At 63.0% G+C, this 26,958-nt stretch carries 3 protein-coding genes; all 3 read right to left on the bottom strand.

Going from position 1 to position 26,958, the window contains the following annotated elements:
• Window positions 1-10 precede the first annotated feature (10 nt).
• Entirely contained in the window at window positions 11-1,393 is a 1,383-nt protein-coding gene (locus tag AC5WNJ_RS13535; RefSeq protein ID WP_495929944.1) for an HlyD family type I secretion periplasmic adaptor subunit, read from the bottom strand.
• A complete protein-coding gene (locus AC5WNJ_RS13540; protein WP_495929945.1) occupies window positions 1,386-3,560 on the bottom strand; it encodes a type I secretion system permease/ATPase in 2,175 nt (724 codons plus the stop codon). The genes AC5WNJ_RS13535 and AC5WNJ_RS13540 overlap by 8 nt, the downstream gene beginning before the upstream one ends.
• Before the next feature lie 97 nt (window positions 3,561-3,657).
• A complete protein-coding gene (locus tag AC5WNJ_RS13545; protein ID WP_495929946.1) occupies window positions 3,658-26,820 on the bottom strand; it encodes a cadherin-like domain-containing protein in 23,163 nt (7,720 codons plus the stop codon).
• Window positions 26,821-26,958: the final 138 nt, after the last annotated feature.

The following is a 26,958-nucleotide window of genomic DNA, read 5'->3' on the forward strand; positions in this document are numbered from 1 at the left end:
AAATCCTTGATCAACGTTCACGCAAGGCACCTTGCCTGGCGCGCAGAATCGGCTTCATCAAATATTGCAGTACGGTCTGATTGCCAGTGATCACATCGACGCTGGCCTGCATGCCCGGGATGATCGTGAGCGGATCCGAGTCACTGCCAAGGTGGTTCTGCTCCGTCAGCACCTTGATCTCGTAGAAACTGTTGCCTTCTTCATCCTGCACAGTATCCGCACTGATCTGATCGACCTTGCCTTCCAGCCCACCGTAAATGGTGAAGTCGTAGGCAGATAACTTGACGACGGCCGGCTGCCCGATTCTCAAGAAGCCGATGTCCTTGGGAGCGACTCGCGCCTGAACCAGCAGCTGATCCTCGATGGGAACGATCTCCATCAGGTCTTCCCCGGGCTCGATGACGCCGCCTATGGTATTGATATTCAGCGTCTTGATGGCGCCCTGAACCGGAGATGTCACCAAAGTACGATCGAGTCGGTCCTGAAGACTGGTGCGCCCCTCACGCAAGCGCCCCAGATCCGCCTGGGTCTTGGCGAGCTCTTCCGCGGCACGCGAGCGGAATTCCTGCGCGACGCCGACCCTGTTCGAGATGGCCTCATCCAGCTCCGATTGCTTGCCCGGCACCGCCAGGCGCGCCGACTCAAGATCACCCCGCAAGTCGTTGACCTCACGCTGGATCTTGAGAAGGTCTACCTGAGAGACCACGCCTTCACGCACCAGCGGGGCCGTCATGCCGAGCTCGCGACGTGACAGTTGATAGCTGCGCTCGAGGCTGTTGATGCGCGATCTCAACTCACGCAATTCCTGCTCCTTCTGCAGAATCTGTTCGCGCGCGCCATTGAGGCCACTGTTGAGCTGATTCAGATGCGTGCGATAGGCCGTCATCGCACGCGAGACCAGAGCGGGACTGCGCGCCTTGAATTCTTCATCGAAGGGCAACTCGATATTCTTCACGATCACCTGATCCTTCCAGGCATCCGCGGAGGCGTTGACCTCGATGGACTCAAGCTCGGTGTCGTACTGCATGATGGTGGCCTGCAGGCCATCGAGGGTCGAGACACGCTCACGCAGATCGGAACCTGCACTGGTATCGTCGATACGCAGCAGTGGCTCCCCCGCCGAGACGACCTGACCTTCCTTGATATAGATCTCGCGCACGATACCGCCTTCCAGGTTCTGTACAACCTGCAGGTGCGTCGAGGGTACGACCTTGCCGGAGCCGCGCGTGACGACCTCCAGACTCGCCTGACTGGCCCAGATGATGAAGATGACCACGAATGCGAGCACCATCCAGATCAGGATGCGCGACTTCCAGGGGGTCGCCAGCAAGACGGCTGAACTGACATCGTCGAGATGATGAAGATCACGCTGCTCAATCGGTGCCTTAGCCACGATTCACCTCCTGCTTGCGCCCGGCGACTCGGCCTTCATTCAGGGCGCTCAGCACCTGCTGCTTGGGGCCATCGGCGACGATGCGCCCTCCTTCCATGACGATGACGCGGTCTACCACGTCGAGCATGCTGCTCTTGTGGGTGACCAGCACCAGCGTCTGGCTGCGTGGCAAGGACTTGAGCATTCTGCGCAGCCGCAGCTCGGCGCGGTTATCCATGTGCGAACCGGGCTCATCGAGCAGCAAGAGCGGAGGACGCATCAAGAGTGCGCGTGCCAGCAAGACCGTCTGACGCTGACCGCTGGAGAGCATGCGCCCACCCTCGCCCACCTGACGATCCAGTCCTTCAGGGTGATGACGAGTGAATTCGGTCACACCGGAGGCATCAGCCGCGAGTTCGACCTGTACATCACTGGCGTGTGGTTGGCCGAGGGTGATGTTGTCGCGAATGGAGCCGAAGAACAGTGCACTGTCCTGGCCCGCATGGCCGATATGCCGACGTACGTCGGCGGGATGCAGCTGATTGAGATCCAGCCCATCAATGCGAACACTGCCAGTTGTGGCACGATACAGACCAGAGACAAGGCGCTGCAAAGTGCTCTTGCCAGCGCCGATACGCCCGATGATCGCGATCCTCTCACCTGGTTCGATGGTCAGTGAGATATCCGACACGGCAGGCGGCGTATTCGGCGCATAGGCAAAGCCGACGCGATCGAATTCGATACGCATCTGCAGGTGCTCGCGGTGAACGTAACGACGATCTTCCGACTCTTCCGGCAATGCCATGATCTGCTCAAGCGCACTCATCGCACTGCGAGTCTGGCCGATGCGCGTGATCAACAACGCCAACTGTCCCAGCGGCTGCAACGCACGCCCGGACAGCATGACCGCGGCGATCAAACCACCGACAGACAGGCGTGCATCCGCAATCAGATAGACTCCGAACACGACCAGCGCCACGGTAGTGGCCTGTGTCAGCGACATGCTCAGCGAGCTGACAGAGGTCGTCAGGTTGCGGCTTTTCACTCCCCAATGCGCGATCTGCCCGACGGCGCGTTCATATCGGCGCTGGGTTTCCCCCTGGGCATTGGCCAGCTTGAGGCTCTCGAGGCCGGAAACGGCTTCGACGAGGCGCGCATTGCGCTCCGTCGCCAGGCGCGACCCTTGCTCGATGCTGCTGCGCAGCGGTTTCTGGATCGCCAGACTGTAGACAAGCAGGATCACGAGCGCGACGAATGGCACCAGAACCAGTGGCCCCGCCACGATCCAGATCACCAGCAGGAACAGCAGGGCAAACGGCAGATCGACCAGGGTGGTCAGGGTCGCGGAGGTGAAGAACTCGCGAATCGAATCGAACTCCTGCAGGTGCTTCACATAGCCACCGACGGAGCCGGGTCGCGCTTCCATCCGCAGGTTCATGGTCTTGGAGAAGAGCTTCGAGGTCAGCAACACTTCGGACTTCTTGCCGGCCGTGTCCATGAAGTAGGCACGTGTCTGGCGCATCACGAAGTCGAACACCATGATGATCGCCATGCCCGTCGCCAGGACCCACAGCGTGTTGAAGGCCAGATTGGGCACGACCTTGTCATAGGCGTTCATCACGAACAGTGGCGATGCCACGGCAAACAGGTTGATCAATATCGACGCCAGAATCACGTCACGATAGATCGGCCGCGACAGCTTCAGCGTTGACCAGAACCAATGACCATCACTCTGCTTGAGCGTTTCCGGGGCGCGTTCATCAAAGCGGTGCTCCTGCTTGAGATAGACGACACGCCCATCATGACGCTCAACCAGTGACTCGATGTCCACCAGCTCATCACCATCGGCCTCAGGCTGATGAATCCTGGCCTTGCCTGCGTCGTTGTCGACCTCCAGCAAGACGACAGCACGCTCTTCCTTGAGTATGAGAATGCACGGCATCAGCATGTCACTGATGGCCGTGATCTGCTGGTTGACCAGTTTGGCACTCAGATTGGCACGTGCCGCGGCACGACTGACAAGCGCCAGGGGAAGACGGCCTTCCTCCATGGGAAGACCATCGACCAGCACTGCTGCAGATCTGGGATTGCCGTGGTAACGCGCCATGAAGACCAGCGCATTGAGAAGGGGGTCGCCCTCCCTCTCGCCAACGGGCTCCGGTCTTAATGGCGTGGGTTGATCGCTCAACCTGTCCTCCTTAGTAGGGCACTTCGCAGATGTCTCTACGGCAAAGTCTAATACAGCAAGGGGAGACAGCCTAAGCCACCTCCCCTATCACATCGATTCAGCCATCAACGTTCGTCTTGAGACTGTTGCTGTCGAGCAGAGATTGAATGATCTGCGTGTCCGTGTCGCCACCTGATGTCAGGTCGACATCCTGCAGATTGATCTCTTGCGTGATATTGCTGCCGTTGGATCCATCGACACTGATCTCGATATTGGTGCCCCCTTCTCCGTCTGACTCGAAGTGCAGGAAGCTCGAGAGCGTATCGGCATCCTCATCAGCCTCCAGCAGATCAGACAGATCGATGACATCGCCATCCGCGACACTGAAGTCGGTGATGGTATCCGTCGCCATGCCGCCTTCGCTATTGATGTCATCACCACTCAGCCACTGGAAGGTGTCAGCACCATCGCCGCCGGTCAGGATGTCATTGCCGGTACCTCCGACCAGAAGGTCATCACCCTCACCACCAGAGAGGATATCGTTGCCGGTGCCGCCTCTCAGCGTATCGTTGCCACTGCCGCCTTCCAGACGATCACTGCCTACACCTCCACTCAAGGTGTCATCGCCGCCTTGGCCAATCAGATAGTCCGCATAGAACGGGCCATCGCCATCGCCTGTTAGAGTTTCGTTACCAGAGGTCCCGATCAGGACCGACAGCTTGTCGACATCGATGCTGACACTTGAGGCGTTGGTATCCCCATCATTGTCGACTGTGACGTAATCGAAGCTGTCCGTGGAACGCTCACTGACATTGTCCGGCGGCGTATAGGAAAAATCACCGGTCCCCAGATTGAACAGCATGCTGCCACCCAGTTCCGTCGAGATGGTCAACTCCAGGCTGCCTGCATCGTAGCTGCTGTTGTCGGTGCCGGTGGCAGAAACAGCATTGGTATCCGGGTCATAACTGTAGGTCGTGCCATCCACAGTGACCGACTGCAGATAACCGCCATCCGCTCCCAACAGACTGCCGTCCACGGAACTGCCTGATACCAGCTGACCGCTGACAGGTGATTGGACCGTGGCAGCAAGCGTATCGTCCAGATCCTCGAAGCTGGTCACGACTGTGCTGTCGAGGTTCTCAACTGCAGAGCCATCATAGGCGATCGGATCAAGATTGGACTCGGTGACACCGTCACCCAAACCTATTGCGTAAGACTTGATACCATTTTCAACCAGGAAGTCAGTCCAGATTTCCTCTTCTTGCGGAGAAATTCCTCTATCGCTGTAGTAGACGGTGTTTCCGACGAGAACATCGAGCTGGTTGGAGTCGCCATCGCCATAGTTGGGGCTACCATCAGAGAAGAAGTAGGAAATGCTTTGCGCATTTTCCAATGCCCCATCTTGTGAATAGTTTTCCATAGCTGCAGCCAAAGCGGAGTCATAGTTAGTGACACCAGCCGCCACAAGATCGTCCAGGATCTCCACGACTTCATCGACACTCAGCCAAGCATCTTGCGCTGTAGCCACTGTCGAGAACGTCACGAGATTGATACGAACATCACCGAAATCGTCGTATGCCCCGATCAAGGTCTTGATCGAGTCGATAGCGCTCTGAAGGCGAGTCTCACCATTTATGCCATCGTCCTCCCCCATGGAGCCGGACACATCCAGCACGATAGTGAGATTGGTATCCACCAGGGTGGACGAGAAGCTCTGCGCTTCCTGTTGCTCGGGGGCATCATCCTCGATGTCGATGGTCAGCGTGCCGGTGGAGCTTGCGCCTTCGCTATCCGTTGCGAGCACACCGAAGTCCAGAGACAGGACATCTTCCCCATCACCCGAGTGATCGACCGCCTGACTCAGAGTGAAGGTATAGGCACCGCTATCATCGATGGTCACCGTCGCGACTTCATTGCCATCAACATCGGTTGCCACCATTGACTGGGTACCGCTGCCGGACCAGGCCACCGCACTGCCACCGGAGGTGATGGCCGTGGCAGGAGCCGTCAATACCAGCGACACGCTGTCACTATCGACGTCCTTGACGGAAACCGTACCGGTGACTGTGGTGGCATCGGTGGTATCCGTGAAGCCATCAGCCGCATCACTGTCGGCGATACCGCCTTCGAGCCCTTCTTCACTGACACGGCCTTCAGTCGCCGTCACCACCGGGGCATCGTTCGTCCCCTGGATGGTAATGGTGACATCCTGGGTAGCTGTCGCTCCTGCCGTATCCGTGACAGTGACGGTGTAGGTCAGGACCAGTGACTCGCCTGCAGACAGGTAGTCGAAGCTTTCCCCGGCAGCACTGCTGTCGAAGGACCAGTTGAGCGTCCCTTCAGTGCTCTCATCATCGATGATGGCGCCGGTATCCACGCCCAGCAGCGCAAGCAGATCATCGTTGTCCAGCGTACCGGTGTCTCCAGCACTGGAGACGCCGGTGACGCTCGGCGTCACGCTGTTGCTGAGATCCACGTCATCCACCGACAGAGTCCCGCTGGCACTCAGCGGTGAATCCGTCTCCGTCAGGCTGGCGGCGGTACTGTCGCCACTGCTGACACTGATCGCCGGGCCGTCGTTGCGACCATTGATGGTGATCGTCAGAGTGGTGCTGGAGGTATCACCGTCAGCATCCGTGATCACGTAGGTATAGACGTCCGTGACCGACTCACCGACCGCTAGGTACTGCAGGTCGTCGCGTGCTGACTGGTAGCTGTAGGAGCCATCCGCCGCCAGGGTCAGCTCGCCGTGCTCACCCGTTATCACGGCCGCCGCGCCATCGCTCACCGTGACGGTTTCTGATCCAGAAGTGACGGCGGTGACGGTGACCGCATCGGCCCCCAGGGTGTCCGCCGTCGCAAATGAGCCGTCCACCACGTTGCCGGTAACGGCAGCACTACGATTCTCGTTCATGCTGCGGGTATCAGCGTTGGCGATCGGCGCGGTGTCCAGAACGGTGACATCCAGACTGGATGTGGTGCTCTGACCGGCAAGATCCGTCACCACGACAGCGAAGTCGTCAATGACACTGTCATCGCCACCGGCATGATCAGCCGCAGTGCCATCTTCCACATAGCTGTAGGAGACCACCCCGGTGTCGGCATCATAGCCAGTAACGGTCAGCGTTCCTTCGCCATCTGGCTTGGAGATCACTACCGGTGCGGTGTTGGCGTCCGTGATATCCACACCAGCGATTGTCACTGCCGCAATACCTGCCGCAGCTTTCACGATGAAGGTATCGGTGACAGTACCTCCTGTCGCTTCGGTGACCGACTGATCTTCCAGTGAACTGATGACTGGCACAGCATCATCAGTACCGGTGATCACGATATCCACTGTCGTGGTGGAACCATCGCTGAGCTGCACGATGTACTGCTCATTGATCGTGTCGGCAGATGTCAGCCCCTGCACAGCGGCAGTGTCGTTATCCAGCGTATAGGTCCAGCTACCGTCGGCATCGACAGCGAAGGTACCGTAGAGACTGCTGTCGTCAGTGGCCGGCGTGAACGTCGGGGCGTCACTATCGACATCGGTTGCGGTCAGCGTACCTGAAGCTTGTGTCACACCATCTTCGGCCACTGCCCCATCATCTGCACTGATGACAACCGGATCATCGACCGCCGTGACATCCTGGAAGCTGAGAATGGCTTCATCAACTTCGGTGCCATCCGTGATCATATAGGTGGTGTCAGGTACCGGACCGTTGTAATTCTCGCCGGGCGTGAAGGTGAAGGTACCATCGGCATTGATAAGCAGTGTGCCGACTTCGCCAAGATCCGCTGTCTCGCCCGGGTCGTATGTATCGCCGTCAACAGTGAAGCTGACGACGCTCAACTCATCACCATCGGCGTCGACGTCATTGCTCAGGACGTTGCCGCTGACCGGAGTATCTTCCTCGACCAGAATCGGGCCATCGTCATAGGCCACTGGCTTGTCGTTCAAGCCCTGGACATTGATGGTGATGACAGCGGTATCCGAATCCCCATCCGCATCGAGGATGGTGTACTCGAACTCCTCCTTGACCAGATCACCCGCTCCCAACGCCTGGGCACGTACATCATCCAGGTCATAGCTGAAGGTGCCATCGGTATTGAGGGTCAAGCTACCATAGCTGCCATCGACGGTAACGCTGCCCTCATTGTCTACCAGTGAAGTGCCATCGAGATGCGTGATGGTCACGCCATCAGCGCCCAGCTCATCCTGTCCGCCGCCGACAACACTCGAAATGACATTGGTGTTGATCACCGGTTCACCATCCGGAGACGTATCATCTTCGCGAATGGTGTAGGTATCGTCATTGGCGACAGGCGCGGTATCCAGAATCTTGACATCAAGACTGTCACTGGTGCTCTGCCCAGCCAGGTCAGTGACGACCACGGCGTAGTTGTCGAACACGCTATCGTCACCAGCCGAGTGATCCGCAGCCGTACCATCCTCCACATAGGTGTAGGACACGGTGCCGTAATCGTAGCCCGTGATGGTCAGCGTGCCTTCGTCATCAGTCGCGCCCGGAATCACGATGGGGTTATCCACTGACGCCGTAGTGATATCCGTGCCATTGATGGTGACGCTGGCGATGCCGGCATCCGCTTCCACCTGGAAGGTGTCAGTGACCGTCTCCCCCGTGGCCTCGGTCACTTCCTTGTCAGCCAGCGTGATGACCGGCACGCCATCGGTCGAGCCCGTGACGGTGATGGTCAGCGTGGTGCGCGAGGCATCGCCATCGGCATCGGTGATGCCGTAGGTGAAGATGTCGGCCAGCGGGTCGCTGTCATCGTTCAGCGACTGGACGTCTGCATTGCTGTTGTCCAGCACGTAGCTGTAGCTGCCGTCACTGTTGAGGGTCAGCGTGCCGTAGTCGCCGATGATCTCGGTGCCGGTCGTGCCGCTGACGTTTGCCGCAAGCGCGTCACCGTCCTCCAGAGTGCCTTTCACGACACCGGTGACCAGGGTCGGCGTGTCGCTGCCCAGGGCATCGGCGGCCGCATCGGCATCCGTGCTGTCGCCCTCGCCGCTGATGACATTGCCGGTCAGGGCATCAGAGGTGTCTTCGGCGATGGTGCCGGTGTCCTCGTTGGCCGTCGGGACGGTGTCGACGATCGCGATGTCGAGACTGTCGGTGGTGCTCTGCCCGGTGATGTCGGTGACCACGACCGCGAAGCTGTCAGTGATGTCGCCGCCCGAGTGATCCTCGGTCTCGCCATCCTCGACGTAAGAGTAGGTAACCTCACCGGTCCCGGCGTTGTAACCGGTCACGCTCAGGGTGCCTTCGCTCCCCTCGATGACCACCGGATCGGCCTCGGTCGCACCCGTGATGTCGACCGACGTATCCGCATCGACGCCAGCAATGGTGACCGTGGCAATCCCGGCAGTGGCGGCGACCGTGAAGCTGCCGGTGATGGTGTCGCCGGTGGCTTCGGTGACGCTGTTGTCGTCCGTGCCGCTGATGCCGCTGATGGTCGGCACGCCATCGGTCGAGCCCGTGACGGTGATGGTCAGCGTGGTGCGCGAGGCATCGCCATCGGCATCGGTGATGCCGTAGGTGAAGATGTCGGCCAGCGGGTCGCTGTCATCGTTCAGCGACTGGACGTCTGCATTGCTGTTGTCCAGCACGTAGGTATAGCTGCCGTCACTGTTGAGGGTCAGCGTGCCGTAGTCGCCGATGATCTCGGTGCCGGTCGTGCCGCTGACGTTTGCCGCAAGCGCGTCACCGTCCTCCAGAGTGCCTTTCACGACACCGGTGACCAGGGTCGGCGTGTCGCTGCCCAGGGCATCGGCGGCCGCATCGGCATCCGTGCTGTCGCCCTCGCCGCTGATGACATTGCCGGTCAGGGCATCAGAGGTGTCTTCGGCGATGGTGCCGGTGTCCTCGTTGGCCGTCGGGACGGTGTCGACGATCGCGATGTCGAGACTGTCGGTGCTGCTCTGCCCGGTGATGTCGGTGACCACGACCGCGAAGCTGTCAGTGATGTCGCCGCCCGAGTGATCCTCGGTCTCGCCATCCTCGACGTAAGAGTAGGTAACCTCACCGGTCCCGGCGTTGTAACCGGTCACGCTCAGGGTGCCTTCGCTCCCCTCGATGACCACCGGATCGGCCTCGGTCGCACCCGTGATGTCGACCGACGTATCCGCATCGACGCCAGCAATGGTGACCGTGGCAATCCCGGCAGTGGCGGCGACCGTGAAGCTGCCGGTGACGGTGTCGCCGGTGGCTTCGGTGACGCTGTTGTCGTCCGTGCCGCTGATGCCGCTGATGGTCGGCACGCCATCGGTCGAGCCCGTGACGGTGATGGTCAGCGTGGTGCGCGAGGCATCGCCATCGGCATCGGTGATGCCGTAGGTGAAGATGTCGGCCAGCGGGTCGCTGTCATCGTTCAGCGACTGGACGTCTGCATTGCTGTTGTCCAGCACGTAGCTGTAGCTGCCGTCACTGTTGAGGGTCAGCGTGCCGTAGTCGCCGATGATCTCGGTGCCGGTCGTGCCGCTGACGTTTGCCGCAAGCGCGTCACCGTCTTCCAGAGTGCCTTTCACGACACCGGTGACCAGGGTCGGCGTGTCGCTGCCCAGGGCATCGGCGGCCGCATCGGCATCCGTGCTGTCGCCCTCGCCGCTGATGACATTGCCGGTCAGGGCATCAGAGGTGTCTTCGGCGATGGTGCCGGTGTCCTCGTTGGCCGTCGGGACGGTGTCGACGATCGCGATGTCGAGACTGTCGGTGGTGCTCTGCCCGGTGATGTCGGTGACCACGACCGCGAAGCTGTCAGTGATGTCGCCGCCCGAGTGATCCTCGGTCTCGCCATCCTCGACGTAAGAGTAGGTAACCTCACCGGTCCCGGCGTTGTAACCGGTCACGCTCAGGGTGCCTTCGCTCCCCTCGATGACCACCGGATCGGCCTCGGTCGCACCCGTGATGTCGACCGACGTATCCGCATCGACGCCAGCAATGGTGACCGTGGCAATCCCGGCAGTGGCGGCGACCGTGAAGCTGCCGGTGATGGTGTCGCCGGTGGCTTCGGTGACGCTGTTGTCGTCCGTGCCGCTGATGCCGCTGATGGTCGGCACGCCATCGGTCGAGCCCGTGACGGTGATGGTCAGCGTGGTGCGCGAGGCATCGCCATCGGCATCGGTGATGCCGTAGGTGAAGATGTCGGCCAGCGGGTCGCTGTCATCGTTCAGCGACTGGACGTCTGCATTGCTGTTGTCCAGCACGTAGGTATAGCTGCCGTCACTGTTGAGGGTCAGCGTGCCGTAGTCGCCGATGATCTCGGTGCCGGTCGTGCCGCTGACGTTTGCCGCAAGCGCGTCACCGTCCTCCAGAGTGCCTTTCACGACACCGGTGACCAGGGTCGGCGTGTCGCTGCCCAGGGCATCGGCGGCCGCATCGGCATCCGTGCTGTCGCCCTCGCCGCTGATGACATTGCCGGTCAGGGCATCAGAGGTGTCTTCGGCGATGGTGCCGGTGTCCTCGTTGGCCGTCGGGACGGTGTCGACGATCGCGATGTCGAGACTGTCGGTGCTGCTCTGCCCGGTGATGTCGGTGACCACGACCGCGAAGCTGTCGGTGATGTCGCCGCCCGAGTGATCCTCGGTCTCGCCATCCTCGACGTAAGAGTAGGTAACCTCACCGGTCCCGGCGTTGTAACCGGTCACGCTCAGGGTGCCTTCGCTCCCCTCGATGACCACCGGATCGGCCTCGGTCGCACCCGTGATGTCGACCGACGTATCCGCATCGACGCCAGCAATGGTGACCGTGGCAATCCCGGCAGTGGCGGCGACCGTGAAGCTGCCGGTGACGGTGTCGCCGGTGGCTTCGGTGACGCTGTTGTCGTCCGTGCCGCTGATGCCGCTGATGGTCGGCACGCCATCGGTCGAGCCCGTGACGGTGATGGTCAGCGTGGTGCGCGAGGCATCGCCATCGGCATCGGTGATGCCGTAGGTGAAGATGTCGGCCAGCGGGTCGCTGTCATCGTTCAGCGACTGGACGTCTGCATTGCTGTTGTCCAGCACGTAGGTATAGCTGCCGTCACTGTTGAGGGTCAGCGTGCCGTAGTCGCCGATGATCTCGGTGCCGGTCGTGCCGCTGACGTTTGCCGCAAGCGCGTCACCGTCCTCCAGAGTGCCTTTCACGACACCGGTGACCAGGGTCGGCGTGTCGCTGCCCAGGGCATCGGCGGCCGCATCGGCATCCGTGCTGTCGCCCTCGCCGCTGATGACATTGCCGGTCAGGGCATCAGAGGTGTCTTCGGCGATGGTGCCGGTGTCCTCGTTGGCCGTCGGGACGGTGTCGACGATCGCGATGTCGAGACTGTCGGTGCTGCTCTGCCCGGTGATGTCGGTGACCACGACCGCGAAGCTGTCGGTGATGTCGCCGCCCGAGTGATCCTCGGTCTCGCCATCCTCGACGTAAGAGTAGGTAACCTCACCGGTCCCGGCGTTGTAACCGGTCACGCTCAGGGTGCCTTCGCTCCCCTCGATGACCACCGGATCGGCCTCGGTCGCACCCGTGATGTCGACCGACGTATCCGCATCGACGCCAGCAATGGTGACCGTGGCAATCCCGGCAGTGGCGGCGACCGTGAAGCTGCCGGTGACGGTGTCGCCGGTGGCTTCGGTAACGCTGTTGTCGTCCGTGCCGCTGATGCCGCTGATGGTCGGCACGCCATCGGTCGAGCCCGTGACGGTGATGGTCAGCGTGGTGCGCGAGGCATCGCCATCGGCATCGGTGATGCCGTAGGTGAAGATGTCGGCCAGCGGGTCGCTGTCATCGTTCAGCGACTGGACGTCTGCATTGCTGTTGTCCAGCACGTAGCTGTAGCTGCCGTCACTGTTGAGGGTCAGCGTGCCGTAGTCGCCGATGATCTCGGTGCCGGTCGTGCCGCTGACGTTTGCCGCAAGCGCGTCACCGTCCTCCAGAGTGCCTTTCACGACACCGGTGACCAGGGTCGGCGTGTCGCTGCCCAGGGCATCGGCGGCCGCATCGGCATCCGTGCTGTCGCCCTCGCCGCTGATGACATTGCCGGTCAGGGCATCAGAGGTGTCTTCGGCGATGGTGCCGGTGTCCTCGTTGGCCGTCGGGACGGTGTCGACGATCGCGATGTCGAGACTGTCGGTGCTGCTCTGCCCGGTGATGTCGGTGACCACGACCGCGAAGCTGTCGGTGATGTCGCCGCCCGAGTGATCCTCGGTCTCGCCATCCTCGACGTAAGAGTAGGTAACCTCACCGGTCCCGGCGTTGTAACCGGTCACGCTCAGGGTGCCTTCGCTCCCCTCGATGACCACCGGATCGGCCTCGGTCGCACCCGTGATGTCGACCGACGTATCCGCATCGACGCCAGCAATGGTGACCGTGGCAATCCCGGCAGTGGCGGCGACCGTGAAGCTGCCGGTGACGGTGTCGCCGGTGGCTTCGGTAACGCTGTTGTCGTCCGTGCCGCTGATGCCGCTGATGGTCGGCACGCCATCGGTCGAGCCCGTGACGGTGATGGTCAGCGTGGTGCGCGAGGCATCGCCATCGGCATCGGTGATGCCGTAGGTGAAGATGTCGGCCAGCGGGTCGCTGTCATCGTTCAGCGACTGGACGTCTGCATTGCTGTTGTCCAGCACGTAGCTGTAGCTGCCGTCACTGTTGAGGGTCAGCGTGCCGTAGTCGCCGATGATCTCGGTGCCGGTCGTGCCGCTGACGTTTGCCGCAAGCGCGTCACCGTCTTCCAGAGTGCCTTTCACGACACCGGTGACCAGGGTCGGCGTGTCGCTGCCCAGGGCATCGGCGGCCGCATCGGCATCCGTGCTGTCGCCCTCGCCGCTGATGACATTGCCGGTCAGGGCATCAGAGGTGTCTTCGGCGATGGTGCCGGTGTCCTCGTTGGCCGTCGGGACGGTGTCGACGATCGCGATGTCGAGACTGTCGGTGCTGCTCTGCCCGGTGATGTCGGTGACCACGACCGCGAAGCTGTCAGTGATGTCGCCGCCCGAGTGATCCTCGGTCTCGCCATCCTCGACGTAAGAGTAGGTAACCTCACCGGTCCCGGCGTTGTAACCGGTCACGCTCAGGGTGCCTTCGCTCCCCTCGATGACCACCGGATCGGCCTCGGTCGCACCCGTGATGTCGACCGACGTATCCGCATCGACGCCAGCAATGGTGACCGTGGCAATCCCGGCAGTGGCGGCGACCGTGAAGCTGCCGGTGATGGTGTCGCCGGTGGCTTCGGTGACGCTGTTGTCGTCCGTGCCGCTGATGCCGCTGATGGTCGGCACGCCATCGGTCGAGCCCGTGACGGTGATGGTCAGCGTGGTGCGCGAGGCATCGCCATCGGCATCGGTGATGCCGTAGGTGAAGATGTCGGCCAGCGGGTCGCTGTCATCGTTCAGCGACTGGACGTCTGCATTGCTGTTGTCCAGCACGTAGCTGTAGCTGCCGTCACTGTTGAGGGTCAGCGTGCCGTAGTCGCCGATGATCTCGGTGCCGGTCGTGCCGCTGACGTTTGCCGCAAGCGCGTCACCGTCTTCCAGAGTGCCTTTCACGACACCGGTGACCAGGGTCGGCGTGTCGCTGCCCAGGGCATCGGCGGCCGCATCGGCATCCGTGCTGTCGCCCTCGCCGCTGATGACATTGCCGGTCAGGGCATCAGAGGTGTCTTCGGCGATGGTGCCGGTGTCCTCGTTGGCCGTCGGGACGGTGTCGACGATCGCGATGTCGAGACTGTCGGTGGTGCTCTGCCCGGTGATGTCGGTGACCACGACCGCGAAGCTGTCAGTGATGTCGCCGCCCGAGTGATCCTCGGTCTCGCCATCCTCGACGTAAGAGTAGGTAACCTCACCGGTCCCGGCGTTGTAACCGGTCACGCTCAGGGTGCCTTCGCTCCCCTCGATGACCACCGGATCGGCCTCGGTCGCACCCGTGATGTCGACCGACGTATCCGCATCGACGCCAGCAATGGTGACCGTGGCAATCCCGGCAGTGGCGGCGACCGTGAAGCTGCCGGTGACGGTGTCGCCGGTGGCTTCGGTAACGCTGTTGTCGTCCGTGCCGCTGATGCCGCTGATGGTCGGCACGCCATCGGTCGAGCCCGTGACGGTGATGGTCAGCGTGGTGCGCGAGGCATCGCCATCGGCATCGGTGATGCCGTAGGTGAAGATGTCGGCCAGCGGGTCGCTGTCATCGTTCAGCGACTGGACGTCTGCATTGCTGTTGTCCAGCACGTAGCTGTAGCTGCCGTCACTGTTGAGGGTCAGCGTGCCGTAGTCGCCGATGATCTCGGTGCCGGTCGTGCCGCTGACGTTTGCCGCAAGCGCGTCACCGTCTTCCAGAGTGCCTTTCACGACACCGGTGACCAGGGTCGGCGTGTCGCTGCCCAGGGCATCGGCGGCCGCATCGGCATCCGTGCTGTCGCCCTCGCCGCTGATGACATTGCCGGTCAGGGCATCAGAGGTGTCTTCGGCGATGGTGCCGGTGTCCTCGTTGGCCGTCGGGACGGTGTCGACGATCGCGATGTCGAGACTGTCGGTGGTGCTCTGCCCGGTGATGTCGGTGACCACGACCGCGAAGCTGTCAGTGATGTCGCCGCCCGAGTGATCCTCGGTCTCGCCATCCTCGACGTAAGAGTAGGTAACCTCACCGGTCCCGGCGTTGTAACCGGTCACGCTCAGGGTGCCTTCGCTCCCCTCGATGACCACCGGATCGGCCTCGGTCGCACCCGTGATGTCGACCGACGTATCCGCATCGACGCCAGCAATGGTGACCGTGGCAATCCCGGCAGTGGCGGCGACCGTGAAGCTGCCGGTGATGGTGTCGCCGGTGGCTTCGGTGACGCTGTTGTCGTCCGTGCCGCTGATGCCGCTGATGGTCGGCACGCCATCGGTCGAGCCCGTGACGGTGATGGTCAGCGTGGTGCGCGAGGCATCGCCATCGGCATCGGTGATGCCGTAGGTGAAGATGTCGGCCAGCGGGTCGCTGTCATCGTTCAGCGACTGGACGTCTGCATTGCTGTTGTCCAGCACGTAGCTGTAGCTGCCGTCACTGTTGAGGGTCAGCGTGCCGTAGTCGCCGATGATCTCGGTGCCGGTCGTGCCGCTGACGTTTGCCGCAAGCGCGTCACCGTCTTCCAGAGTGCCTTTCACGACACCGGTGACCAGGGTCGGCGTGTCGCTGCCCAGGGCATCGGCGGCCGCATCGGCATCCGTGCTGTCGCCCTCGCCGCTGATGACATTGCCGGTCAGGGCATCAGAGGTGTCTTCGGCGATGGTGCCGGTGTCCTCGTTGGCCGTCGGGACGGTGTCGACGATCGCGATGTCGAGACTGTCGGTGGTGCTCTGCCCGGTGATGTCGGTGACCACGACCGCGAAGCTGTCAGTGATGTCGCCGCCCGAGTGATCCTCGGTCTCGCCATCCTCGACGTAAGAGTAGGTAACCTCACCGGTCCCGGCGTTGTAACCGGTCACGCTCAGGGTGCCTTCGCTCCCCTCGATGACCACCGGATCGGCCTCGGTCGCACCCGTGATGTCGACCGACGTATCCGCATCGACGCCAGCAATGGTGACCGTGGCAATCCCGGCAGTGGCGGCGACCGTGAAGCTGCCGGTGACGGTGTCGCCGGTGGCTTCGGTAACGCTGTTGTCGTCCGTGCCGCTGATGCCGCTGATGGTCGGCACGCCATCGGTCGAGCCCGTGACGGTGATGGTCAGCGTGGTGCGCGAGGCATCGCCATCGGCATCGGTGATGCCGTAGGTGAAGATGTCGGCCAGCGGGTCGCTGTCATCGTTCAGCGACTGGACGTCTGCATTGCTGTTGTCCAGCACGTAGCTGTAGCTGCCGTCACTGTTGAGGGTCAGCGTGCCGTAGTCGCCGATGATCTCGGTGCCGGTCGTGCCGCTGACGTTTGCCGCAAGCGCGTCACCGTCCTCCAGAGTGCCTTTCACGACACCGGTGACCAGGGTCGGCGTGTCGCTGCCCAGGGCATCGGCGGCCGCATCGGCATCCGTGCTGTCGCCCTCGCCGCTGATGACATTGCCGGTCAGGGCATCAGAGGTGTCTTCGGCGATGGTGCCGGTGTCCTCGTTGGCCGTCGGGACGGTGTCGACGATCGCGATGTCGAGACTGTCGGTGGTGCTCTGCCCGGTGATGTCGGTGACCACGACCGCGAAGCTGTCAGTGATGTCGCCGCCCGAGTGATCCTCGGTCTCGCCATCCTCGACGTAAGAGTAGGTAACCTCACCGGTCCCGGCGTTGTAACCGGTCACGCTCAGGGTGCCTTCGCTCCCCTCGATGACCACCGGATCGGCCTCGGTCGCACCCGTGATGTCGACCGACGTATCCGCATCGACGCCAGCAATGGTGACCGTGGCAATCCCGGCAGTGGCGGCGACCGTGAAGCTGCCGGTGACGGTGTCGCCGGTGGCTTCGGTGACGCTGTTGTCGTCCGTGCCGCTGATGCCGCTGATGGTCGGCACGCCATCGGTCGAGCCCGTGACGGTGATGGTCAGCGTGGTGCGCGAGGCATCGCCATCGGCATCGGTGATGCCGTAGGTGAAGATGTCGGCCAGCGGGTCGCTGTCATCGTTCAGCGACTGGACGTCTGCATTGCTGTTGTCCAGCACGTAGCTGTAGCTGCCGTCACTGTTGAGGGTCAGCGTGCCGTAGTCGCCGATGATCTCGGTGCCGGTCGTGCCGCTGACGTTTGCCGCAAGCGCGTCACCGTCCTCCAGAGTGCCTTTCACGACACCGGTGACCAGGGTCGGCGTGTCGCTGCCCAGGGCATCGGCGGCCGCATCGGCATCCGTGCTGTCGCCCTCGCCGCTGATGACATTGCCGGTCAGGGCATCAGAGGTGTCTTCGGCGATGGTGCCGGTGTCCTCGTTGGCCGTCGGGACGGTGTCGACGATCGCGATGTCGAGACTGTCGGTGGTGCTCTGCCCGGTGATGTCGGTGACCACGACCGCGAAGCTGTCGGTGATGTCGCCGCCCGAGTGATCCTCGGTCTCGCCATCCTCGACGTAAGAGTAGGTAACCTCACCGGTCCCGGCGTTGTAACCGGTCACGCTCAGGGTGCCTTCGCTCCCCTCGATGACCACCGGATCGGCCTCGGTCGCACCCGTGATGTCGACCGACGTATCCGCATCGACGCCAGCAATGGTGACCGTGGCAATCCCGGCAGTGGCGGCGACCGTGAAGCTGCCGGTGACGGTGTCGCCGGTGGCTTCGGTGACGCTGTTGTCGTCCGTGCCGCTGATGCCGCTGATGGTCGGCACGCCATCGGTCGAGCCCGTGACGGTGATGGTCAGCGTGGTGCGCGAGGCATCGCCATCGGCATCGGTGATGCCGTAGGTGAAGATGTCGGCCAGCGGGTCGCTGTCATCGTTCAGCGACTGGACGTCTGCATTGCTGTTGTCCAGCACGTAGCTGTAGCTGCCGTCACTGTTGAGGGTCAGCGTGCCGTAGTCGCCGATGATCTCGGTGCCGGTCGTGCCGCTGACGTTTGCCGCAAGCGCGTCACCGTCCTCCAGAGTGCCTTTCACGACACCGGTGACCAGGGTCGGCGTGTCGCTGCCCAGGGCATCGGCGGCCGCATCGGCATCCGTGCTGTCGCCCTCGCCGCTGATGACATTGCCGGTCAGGGCATCAGAGGTGTCTTCGGCGATGGTGCCGGTGTCCTCGTTGGCCGTCGGGACGGTGTCGACGATCGCGATGTCGAGACTGTCGGTGCTGCTCTGCCCGGTGATGTCGGTGACCACGACCGCGAAGCTGTCGGTGATGTCGCCGCCCGAGTGATCCTCGGTCTCGCCATCCTCGACGTAAGAGTAGGTAACCTCACCGGTCCCGGCGTTGTAACCGGTCACGCTCAGGGTGCCTTCGCTCCCCTCGATGACCACCGGATCGGCCTCGGTCGCACCCGTGATGTCGACCGACGTATCCGCATCGACGCCAGCAATGGTGACCGTGGCAATCCCGGCAGTGGCGGCGACCGTGAAGCTGCCGGTGACGGTGTCGCCGGTGGCTTCGGTGACGCTGTTGTCGTCCGTGCCGCTGATGCCGCTGATGGTCGGCACGCCATCGGTCGAGCCCGTGACGGTGATGGTCAGCGTGGTGCGCGAGGCATCGCCATCGGCATCGGTGATGCCGTAGGTGAAGATGTCGGCCAGCGGGTCGCTGTCATCGTTCAGCGACTGGACGTCTGCATTGCTGTTGTCCAGCACGTAGCTGTAGCTGCCGTCACTGTTGAGGGTCAGCGTGCCGTAGTCGCCGATGATCTCGGTGCCGGTCGTGCCGCTGACGTTTGCCGCAAGCGCGTCACCGTCTTCCAGAGTGCCTTTCACGACACCGGTGACCAGGGTCGGCGTGTCGCTGCCCAGGGCATCGGCGGCCGCATCGGCATCCGTGCTGTCGCCCTCGCCGCTGATGACATTGCCGGTCAGGGCATCAGAGGTGTCTTCGGCGATGGTGCCGGTGTCCTCGTTGGCCGTCGGGACGGTGTCGACGATCGCGATGTCGAGACTGTCGGTGGTGCTCTGCCCGGTGATGTCGGTGACCACGACCGCGAAGCTGTCAGTGATGTCGCCGCCCGAGTGATCCTCGGTCTCGCCATCCTCGACGTAAGAGTAGGTAACCTCACCGGTCCCGGCGTTGTAACCGGTCACGCTCAGGGTGCCTTCGCTCCCCTCGATGACCACCGGATCGGCCTCGGTCGCACCCGTGATGTCGACCGACGTATCCGCATCGACGCCAGCAATGGTGACCGTGGCAATCCCGGCAGTGGCGGCGACCGTGAAGCTGCCGGTGACGGTGTCGCCGGTGGCTTCGGTAACGCTGTTGTCGTCCGTGCCGCTGATGCCGCTGATGGTCGGCACGCCATCGGTCGAGCCCGTGACGGTGATGGTCAGCGTGGTGCGCGAGGCATCGCCATCGGCATCGGTGATGCCGTAGGTGAAGATGTCGGCCAGCGGGTCGCTGTCATCGTTCAGCGACTGGACGTCTGCATTGCTGTTGTCCAGCACGTAGCTGTAGCTGCCGTCACTGTTGAGGGTCAGCGTGCCGTAGTCGCCGATGATCTCGGTGCCGGTCGTGCCGCTGACGTTTGCCGCAAGCGCGTCACCGTCTTCCAGAGTGCCTTTCACGACACCGGTGACCAGGGTCGGCGTGTCGCTGCCCAGGGCATCGGCGGCCGCATCGGCATCCGTGCTGTCGCCCTCGCCGCTGATGACATTGCCGGTCAGGGCATCAGAGGTGTCTTCGGCGATGGTGCCGGTGTCCTCGTTGGCCGTCGGGACGGTGTCGACGATCGCGATGTCGAGACTGTCGGTGGTGCTCTGCCCGGTGATGTCGGTGACCACGACCGCGAAGCTGTCAGTGATGTCGCCGCCCGAGTGATCCTCGGTCTCGCCATCCTCGACGTAAGAGTAGGTAACCTCACCGGTCCCGGCGTTGTAACCGGTCACGCTCAGGGTGCCTTCGCTCCCCTCGATGACCACCGGATCGGCCTCGGTCGCACCCGTGATGTCGACCGACGTATCCGCATCGACGCCAGCAATGGTGACCGTGGCAATCCCGGCAGTGGCGGCGACCGTGAAGCTGCCGGTGACGGTGTCGCCGGTGGCTTCGGTAACGCTGTTGTCGTCCGTGCCGCTGATGCCGCTGATGGTCGGCACGCCATCGGTCGAGCCCGTGACGGTGATGGTCAGCGTGGTGCGCGAGGCATCGCCATCGGCATCGGTGATGCCGTAGGTGAAGATGTCGGCCAGCGGGTCGCTGTCATCGTTCAGCGACTGGACGTCTGCATTGCTGTTGTCCAGCACGTAGCTGTAGCTGCCGTCACTGTTGAGGGTCAGCGTGCCGTAGTCGCCGATGATCTCGGTGCCGGTCGTGCCGCTGACGTTTGCCGCAAGCGCGTCACCGTCCTCCAGAGTGCCTTTCACGACACCGGTGACCAGGGTCGGCGTGTCGCTGCCCAGGGCATCGGCGGCCGCATCGGCATCCGTGCTGTCGCCCTCGCCGCTGATGACATTGCCGGTCAGGGCATCAGAGGTGTCTTCGGCGATGGTGCCGGTGTCCTCGTTGGCCGTCGGGACGGTGTCGACGATCGCGATGTCGAGACTGTCGGTGGTGCTCTGCCCGGTGATGTCGGTGACCACGACCGCGAAGCTGTCAGTGATGTCGCCGCCCGAGTGATCCTCGGTCTCGCCATCCTCGACGTAAGAGTAGGTAACCTCACCGGTCCCGGCGTTGTAACCGGTCACGCTCAGGGTGCCTTCGCTCCCCTCGATGACCACCGGATCGGCCTCGGTCGCACCCGTGATGTCGACCGACGTATCCGCATCGACGCCAGCAATGGTGACCGTGGCAATCCCGGCAGTGGCGGCGACCGTGAAGCTGCCGGTGACGGTGTCGCCGGTGGCTTCGGTAACGCTGTTGTCGTCCGTGCCGCTGATGCCGCTGATGGTCGGCACGCCATCGGTCGAGCCCGTGACGGTGATGGTCAGCGTGGTGCGCGAGGCATCGCCATCGGCATCGGTGATGCCGTAGGTGAAGATGTCGGCCAGCGGGTCGCTGTCATCGTTCAGCGACTGGACGTCTGCATTGCTGTTGTCCAGCACGTAGCTGTAGCTGCCGTCACTGTTGAGGGTCAGCGTGCCGTAGTCGCCGATGATCTCGGTGCCGGTCGTGCCGCTGACGTTTGCCGCAAGCGCGTCACCGTCCTCCAGAGTGCCTTTCACGACACCGGTGACCAGGGTCGGCGTGTCGCTGCCCAGGGCATCGGCGGCCGCATCGGCATCCGTGCTGTCGCCCTCGCCGCTGATGACATTGCCGGTCAGGGCATCAGAGGTGTCTTCGGCGATGGTGCCGGTGTCCTCGTTGGCCGTCGGGACGGTGTCGACGATCGCGATGTCGAGACTGTCGGTGGTGCTCTGCCCGGTGATGTCGGTGACCACGACCGCGAAGCTGTCAGTGATGTCGCCGCCCGAGTGATCCTCGGTCTCGCCATCCTCGACGTAAGAGTAGGTAACCTCACCGGTCCCGGCGTTGTAACCGGTCACGCTCAGGGTGCCTTCGCTCCCCTCGATGACCACCGGATCGGCCTCGGTCGCACCCGTGATGTCGACCGACGTATCCGCATCGACGCCAGCAATGGTGACCGTGGCAATCCCGGCAGTGGCGGCGACCGTGAAGCTGCCGGTGACGGTGTCGCCGGTGGCTTCGGTGACGCTGTTGTCGTCCGTGCCGCTGATGCCGCTGATGGTCGGCACGCCATCGGTCGAGCCCGTGACGGTGATGGTCAGCGTGGTGCGCGAGGCATCGCCATCGGCATCGGTGATGCCGTAGGTGAAGATGTCGGCCAGCGGGTCGCTGTCATCGTTCAGCGACTGGACGTCTGCATTGCTGTTGTCCAGCACGTAGCTGTAGCTGCCGTCACTGTTGAGGGTCAGCGTGCCGTAGTCGCCGATGATCTCGGTGCCGGTCGTGCCGCTGACGTTTGCCGCAAGCGCGTCACCGTCTTCCAGAGTGCCTTTCACGACACCGGTGACCAGGGTCGGCGTGTCGCTGCCCAGGGCATCGGCGGCCGCATCGGCATCCGTGCTGTCGCCCTCGCCGCTGATGACATTGCCGGTCAGGGCATCAGAGGTGTCTTCGGCGATGGTGCCGGTGTCCTCGTTGGCCGTCGGGACGGTGTCGACGATCGCGATGTCGAGACTGTCGGTGGTGCTCTGCCCGGTGATGTCGGTGACCACGACCGCGAAGCTGTCAGTGATGTCGCCGCCCGAGTGATCCTCGGTCTCGCCATCCTCGACGTAAGAGTAGGTAACCTCACCGGTCCCGGCGTTGTAACCGGTCACGCTCAGGGTGCCTTCGCTCCCCTCGATGACCACCGGATCGGCCTCGGTCGCACCCGTGATGTCGACCGACGTATCCGCATCGACGCCAGCAATGGTGACCGTGGCAATCCCGGCAGTGGCGGCGACCGTGAAGCTGCCGGTGACGGTGTCGCCGGTGGCTTCGGTGACGCTGTTGTCGTCCGTGCCGCTGATGCCGCTGATGGTCGGCACGCCATCGGTCGAGCCCGTGACGGTGATGGTCAGCGTGGTGCGCGAGGCATCGCCATCGGCATCGGTGATGCCGTAGGTGAAGATGTCGGCCAGCGGGTCGCTGTCATCGTTCAGCGACTGGACGTCTGCATTGCTGTTGTCCAGCACGTAGCTGTAGCTGCCGTCACTGTTGAGGGTCAGCGTGCCGTAGTCGCCGATGATCTCGGTGCCGGTCGTGCCGCTGACGTTTGCCGCAAGCGCGTCACCGTCTTCCAGAGTGCCTTTCACGACACCGGTGACCAGGGTCGGCGTGTCGCTGCCCAGGGCATCGGCGGCCGCATCGGCATCCGTGCTGTCGCCCTCGCCGCTGATGACATTGCCGGTCAGGGCATCAGAGGTGTCTTCGGCGATGGTGCCGGTGTCCTCGTTGGCCGTCGGGACGGTGTCGACGATCGCGATGTCGAGACTGTCGGTGGTGCTCTGCCCGGTGATGTCGGTGACCACGACCGCGAAGCTGTCAGTGATGTCGCCGCCCGAGTGATCCTCGGTCTCGCCATCCTCGACGTAAGAGTAGGTAACCTCACCGGTCCCGGCGTTGTAACCGGTCACGCTCAGGGTGCCTTCGCTCCCCTCGATGACCACCGGATCGGCCTCGGTCGCACCCGTGATGTCGACCGACGTATCCGCATCGACGCCAGCAATGGTGACCGTGGCAATCCCGGCAGTGGCGGCGACCGTGAAGCTGCCGGTGACGGTGTCGCCGGTGGCTTCGGTGACGCTGTTGTCGTCCGTGCCGCTGATGCCGCTGATGGTCGGCACGCCATCGGTCGAGCCCGTGACGGTGATGGTCAGCGTGGTGCGCGAGGCATCGCCATCGGCATCGGTGATGCCGTAGGTGAAGATGTCGGCCAGCGGGTCGCTGTCATCGTTCAGCGACTGGACGTCTGCATTGCTGTTGTCCAGCACGTAGCTGTAGCTGCCGTCACTGTTGAGGGTCAGCGTGCCGTAGTCGCCGATGATCTCGGTGCCGGTCGTGCCGCTGACGTTTGCCGCAAGCGCGTCACCGTCTTCCAGAGTGCCTTTCACGACACCGGTGACCAGGGTCGGCGTGTCGCTGCCCAGGGCATCGGCGGCCGCATCGGCATCCGTGCTGTCGCCCTCGCCGCTGATGACATTGCCGGTCAGGGCATCAGAGGTGTCTTCGGCGATGGTGCCGGTGTCCTCGTTGGCCGTCGGGACGGTGTCGACGATCGCGATGTCGAGACTGTCGGTGGTGCTCTGCCCGGTGATGTCGGTGACCACGACCGCGAAGCTGTCAGTGATGTCGCCGCCCGAGTGATCCTCGGTCTCGCCATCCTCGACGTAAGAGTAGGTAACCTCACCGGTCCCGGCGTTGTAACCGGTCACGCTCAGGGTGCCTTCGCTCCCCTCGATGACCACCGGATCGGCCTCGGTCGCACCCGTGATGTCGACCGACGTATCCGCATCGACGCCAGCAATGGTGACCGTGGCAATCCCGGCAGTGGCGGCGACCGTGAAGCTGCCGGTGACGGTGTCGCCGGTGGCTTCGGTGACGCTGTTGTCGTCCGTGCCGCTGATGCCGCTGATGGTCGGCACGCCATCGGTCGAGCCCGTGACGGTGATGGTCAGCGTGGTGCGCGAGGCATCGCCATCGGCATCGGTGATGCCGTAGGTGAAGATGTCGGCCAGCGGGTCGCTGTCATCGTTCAGCGACTGGACGTCTGCATTGCTGTTGTCCAGCACGTAGCTGTAGCTGCCGTCACTGTTGAGGGTCAGCGTGCCGTAGTCGCCGATGATCTCGGTGCCGGTCGTGCCGCTGACGTTTGCCGCAAGCGCGTCACCGTCTTCCAGAGTGCCTTTCACGACACCGGTGACCAGGGTCGGCGTGTCGCTGCCCAGGGCATCGGCGGCCGCATCGGCATCCGTGCTGTCGCCCTCGCCGCTGATGACATTGCCGGTCAGGGCATCAGAGGTGTCTTCGGCGATGGTGCCGGTGTCCTCGTTGGCCGTCGGGACGGTGTCGACGATCGCGATGTCGAGACTGTCCGTGGTGCTCTGCCCGGTGATGTCGGTGACCACGACCGCGAAGCTGTCAGTGATGTCGCCGCCCGAGTGATCCTCGGTCTCGCCATCCTCGACGTAAGAGTAGGTAACCTCACCGGTCCCGGCGTTGTAACCGGTCACGCTCAGGGTGCCTTCGCTCCCCTCGATGACCACCGGATCGGCCTCGGTCGCACCCGTGATGTCGACCGACGTATCCGCATCGACGCCAGCAATGGTGACCGTGGCAATCCCGGCAGTGGCGGCGACCGTGAAGCTGCCGGTGATGGTGTCGCCGGTGGCTTCGGTGACGCTGTTGTCGTCCGTGCCGCTGATGGTCGGCACGCCATCGGGCATACCGGTGATCAGGATGTCGACCGTGGTGGTCGAACCATCACTGAGCTCGACCACGAACGCCTGGCTGACAGTGTCACCTTCATTCAACCCCTGAACGACAGCGGCTTCGTTATTGAGGATGTAGGTCCACTCGCCAGCCTCGTTGACGCTAAAAGTGCCGTAATCATCGCTTTGCGTGCTAGCGACAACATCAGTACTTTCGACATCGACAAGCGCGCCGGAAGCTTCGGTAACGCCATCCTCCGTTACCTCTCCAGAATCGCCGCCAATCAGGGCGCCCACGTCATTGCTGGTCGCGGTGTTGCCGGCCGGATCGCTGACCGAGGCCTCGACGCTGTATTCGCCTTCGCTCAGCGGCGTCTCGGCGTCAACCGTATAGGTGCCGTTCTCGACGGTGGCGGTGACGGTCTGTTCGTTGCCGTCGCTGTCAGTGATGACCAGGGTGACGGTGCTGCCGTCTTCGGCATCGGTAGTGCCGACGATGGTCGGCGTGGTGTCGGAGGTCAGTGCCGGAGCATCGACGGTCAGCGCCGGGGCGCTTGCGTCGATCTCACCCACGTCGTTGCTGGTCGCGGTATTGCCGGCCGGATCGGTGACCGAGGCCTCAACGCTGTACTCGCCTTCGCTCAGCGGCGTCTCGGCGTCAACCGTATAGGTGCCGTTCTCGACGGTGGCGGTGACGGTCTGTTCGTTGCCGTCGCTGTCAGTGATGACCAGGGTGACGGTGCTGCCGTCTTCGGCATCGGTAGTGCCGACGATGGTCGGCGTGGTGTCGGAGGTCAGTGCCGGAGCATCGACGGTCAGCGCCGGCGCGCTTGCGTCGATCTCGCCCACGTCGTTGCTGGTCGCGGTGTTGCCGGCCGGATCGGTGACCGAGGCCTCAACGCTGTACTCGCCTTCGCTCAGCGGTGTCTCGGCGTCAACCACGTAGGTGCCGTTCTCGACGGTGGTGGTGACGGTCTGTTCATTGCCATCGCTGTCAGTGATGACCAGGGTGACGGTGCTGCCGTCTTCGGCATCGGTAGTGCCGACGATGGTCGGCGTGGTGTCGGAGGTCAGTGCCGGAGCATCGACGGTCAGCGCCGGGGCGCTTGCGTCGATCTCACCCACGTCGTTGCTGGTCGCGGTATTGCCGGCCGGATCGGTGACCGAGGCCTCAACGCTGTACTCGCCTTCGCTCAGCGGCGTCTCGGCGTCAACCGTATAGGTGCCGTTCTCGACGGTGGCGGTGACGGTCTGTTCGTTGCCGTCGCTGTCGGTGATGACCAGGGTGACGGTGCTGCCGTCTTCGGCATCGGTAGTGCCGACGATGGTCGGCGTGGTGTCGGAGGTCAGAGCCGGCGCGTCGACCGACAAGGACAGCACGACCTCTGTCGGCAGTGTCGGATCAAGATCCAGCCCCAGACCATCTTCGTCCTCATCATTGAATTCCGGGTCGGTAAAGCCGCCCTCATATTCATAGGAGGTCCGTTCGACACGCCCTTCGCGCCCCACCCCAGAGGCATCCAGGAAACCACTACGACTGCTGCCTGGCGCACCGCCACTCTCACCCGCTGCGGGAGCTTCCTGAATCGCGGTCGGGTCTTCGCCACGAGCGATCGCTTCGCGCAACGCTTCCACTGTCGGGTCAACAGGCGCTTCCCCACGCGACTCGGCCAACAAGACCTCAACGCCGATCGGTGCCCCCTGCGGCACCACAAGCTGGGTGCCGTCTTCCAGCACCACGATCGCGCCCTGCGGTGCGACCAGAGTGGCTGTCGGTTCAAGCGTCATTCCATTGACGACACGCTGCGCCTCGTTGGTGGAGGAAACAACAAGTACTGTGCCTTCTGTGCGGATGACCTGGACCATGGGGGCATACTCCTGCTGGGGAAAGGTGCTGCATCATGCTGCGAAGAGGACAATGGCATGTTCGAAAAGAACGGATGTTTACATTTTGATACACAAAATCACTTACTGCAACTTAGCAATTTTCAGTAGTGGCATCGC

This window comes from Cobetia sp. PDI-23MA, from assembly GCF_059507735.1.

What these genes read in the sequence shown, in the direction of transcription:
- AC5WNJ_RS13545 (WP_495929946.1), bottom strand. Translation starts at nt 26,820, where the DNA reads ATGGTCCAGGTCATCCGCACAGAAGGCACAGTACTTGTTGTTTCCTCC.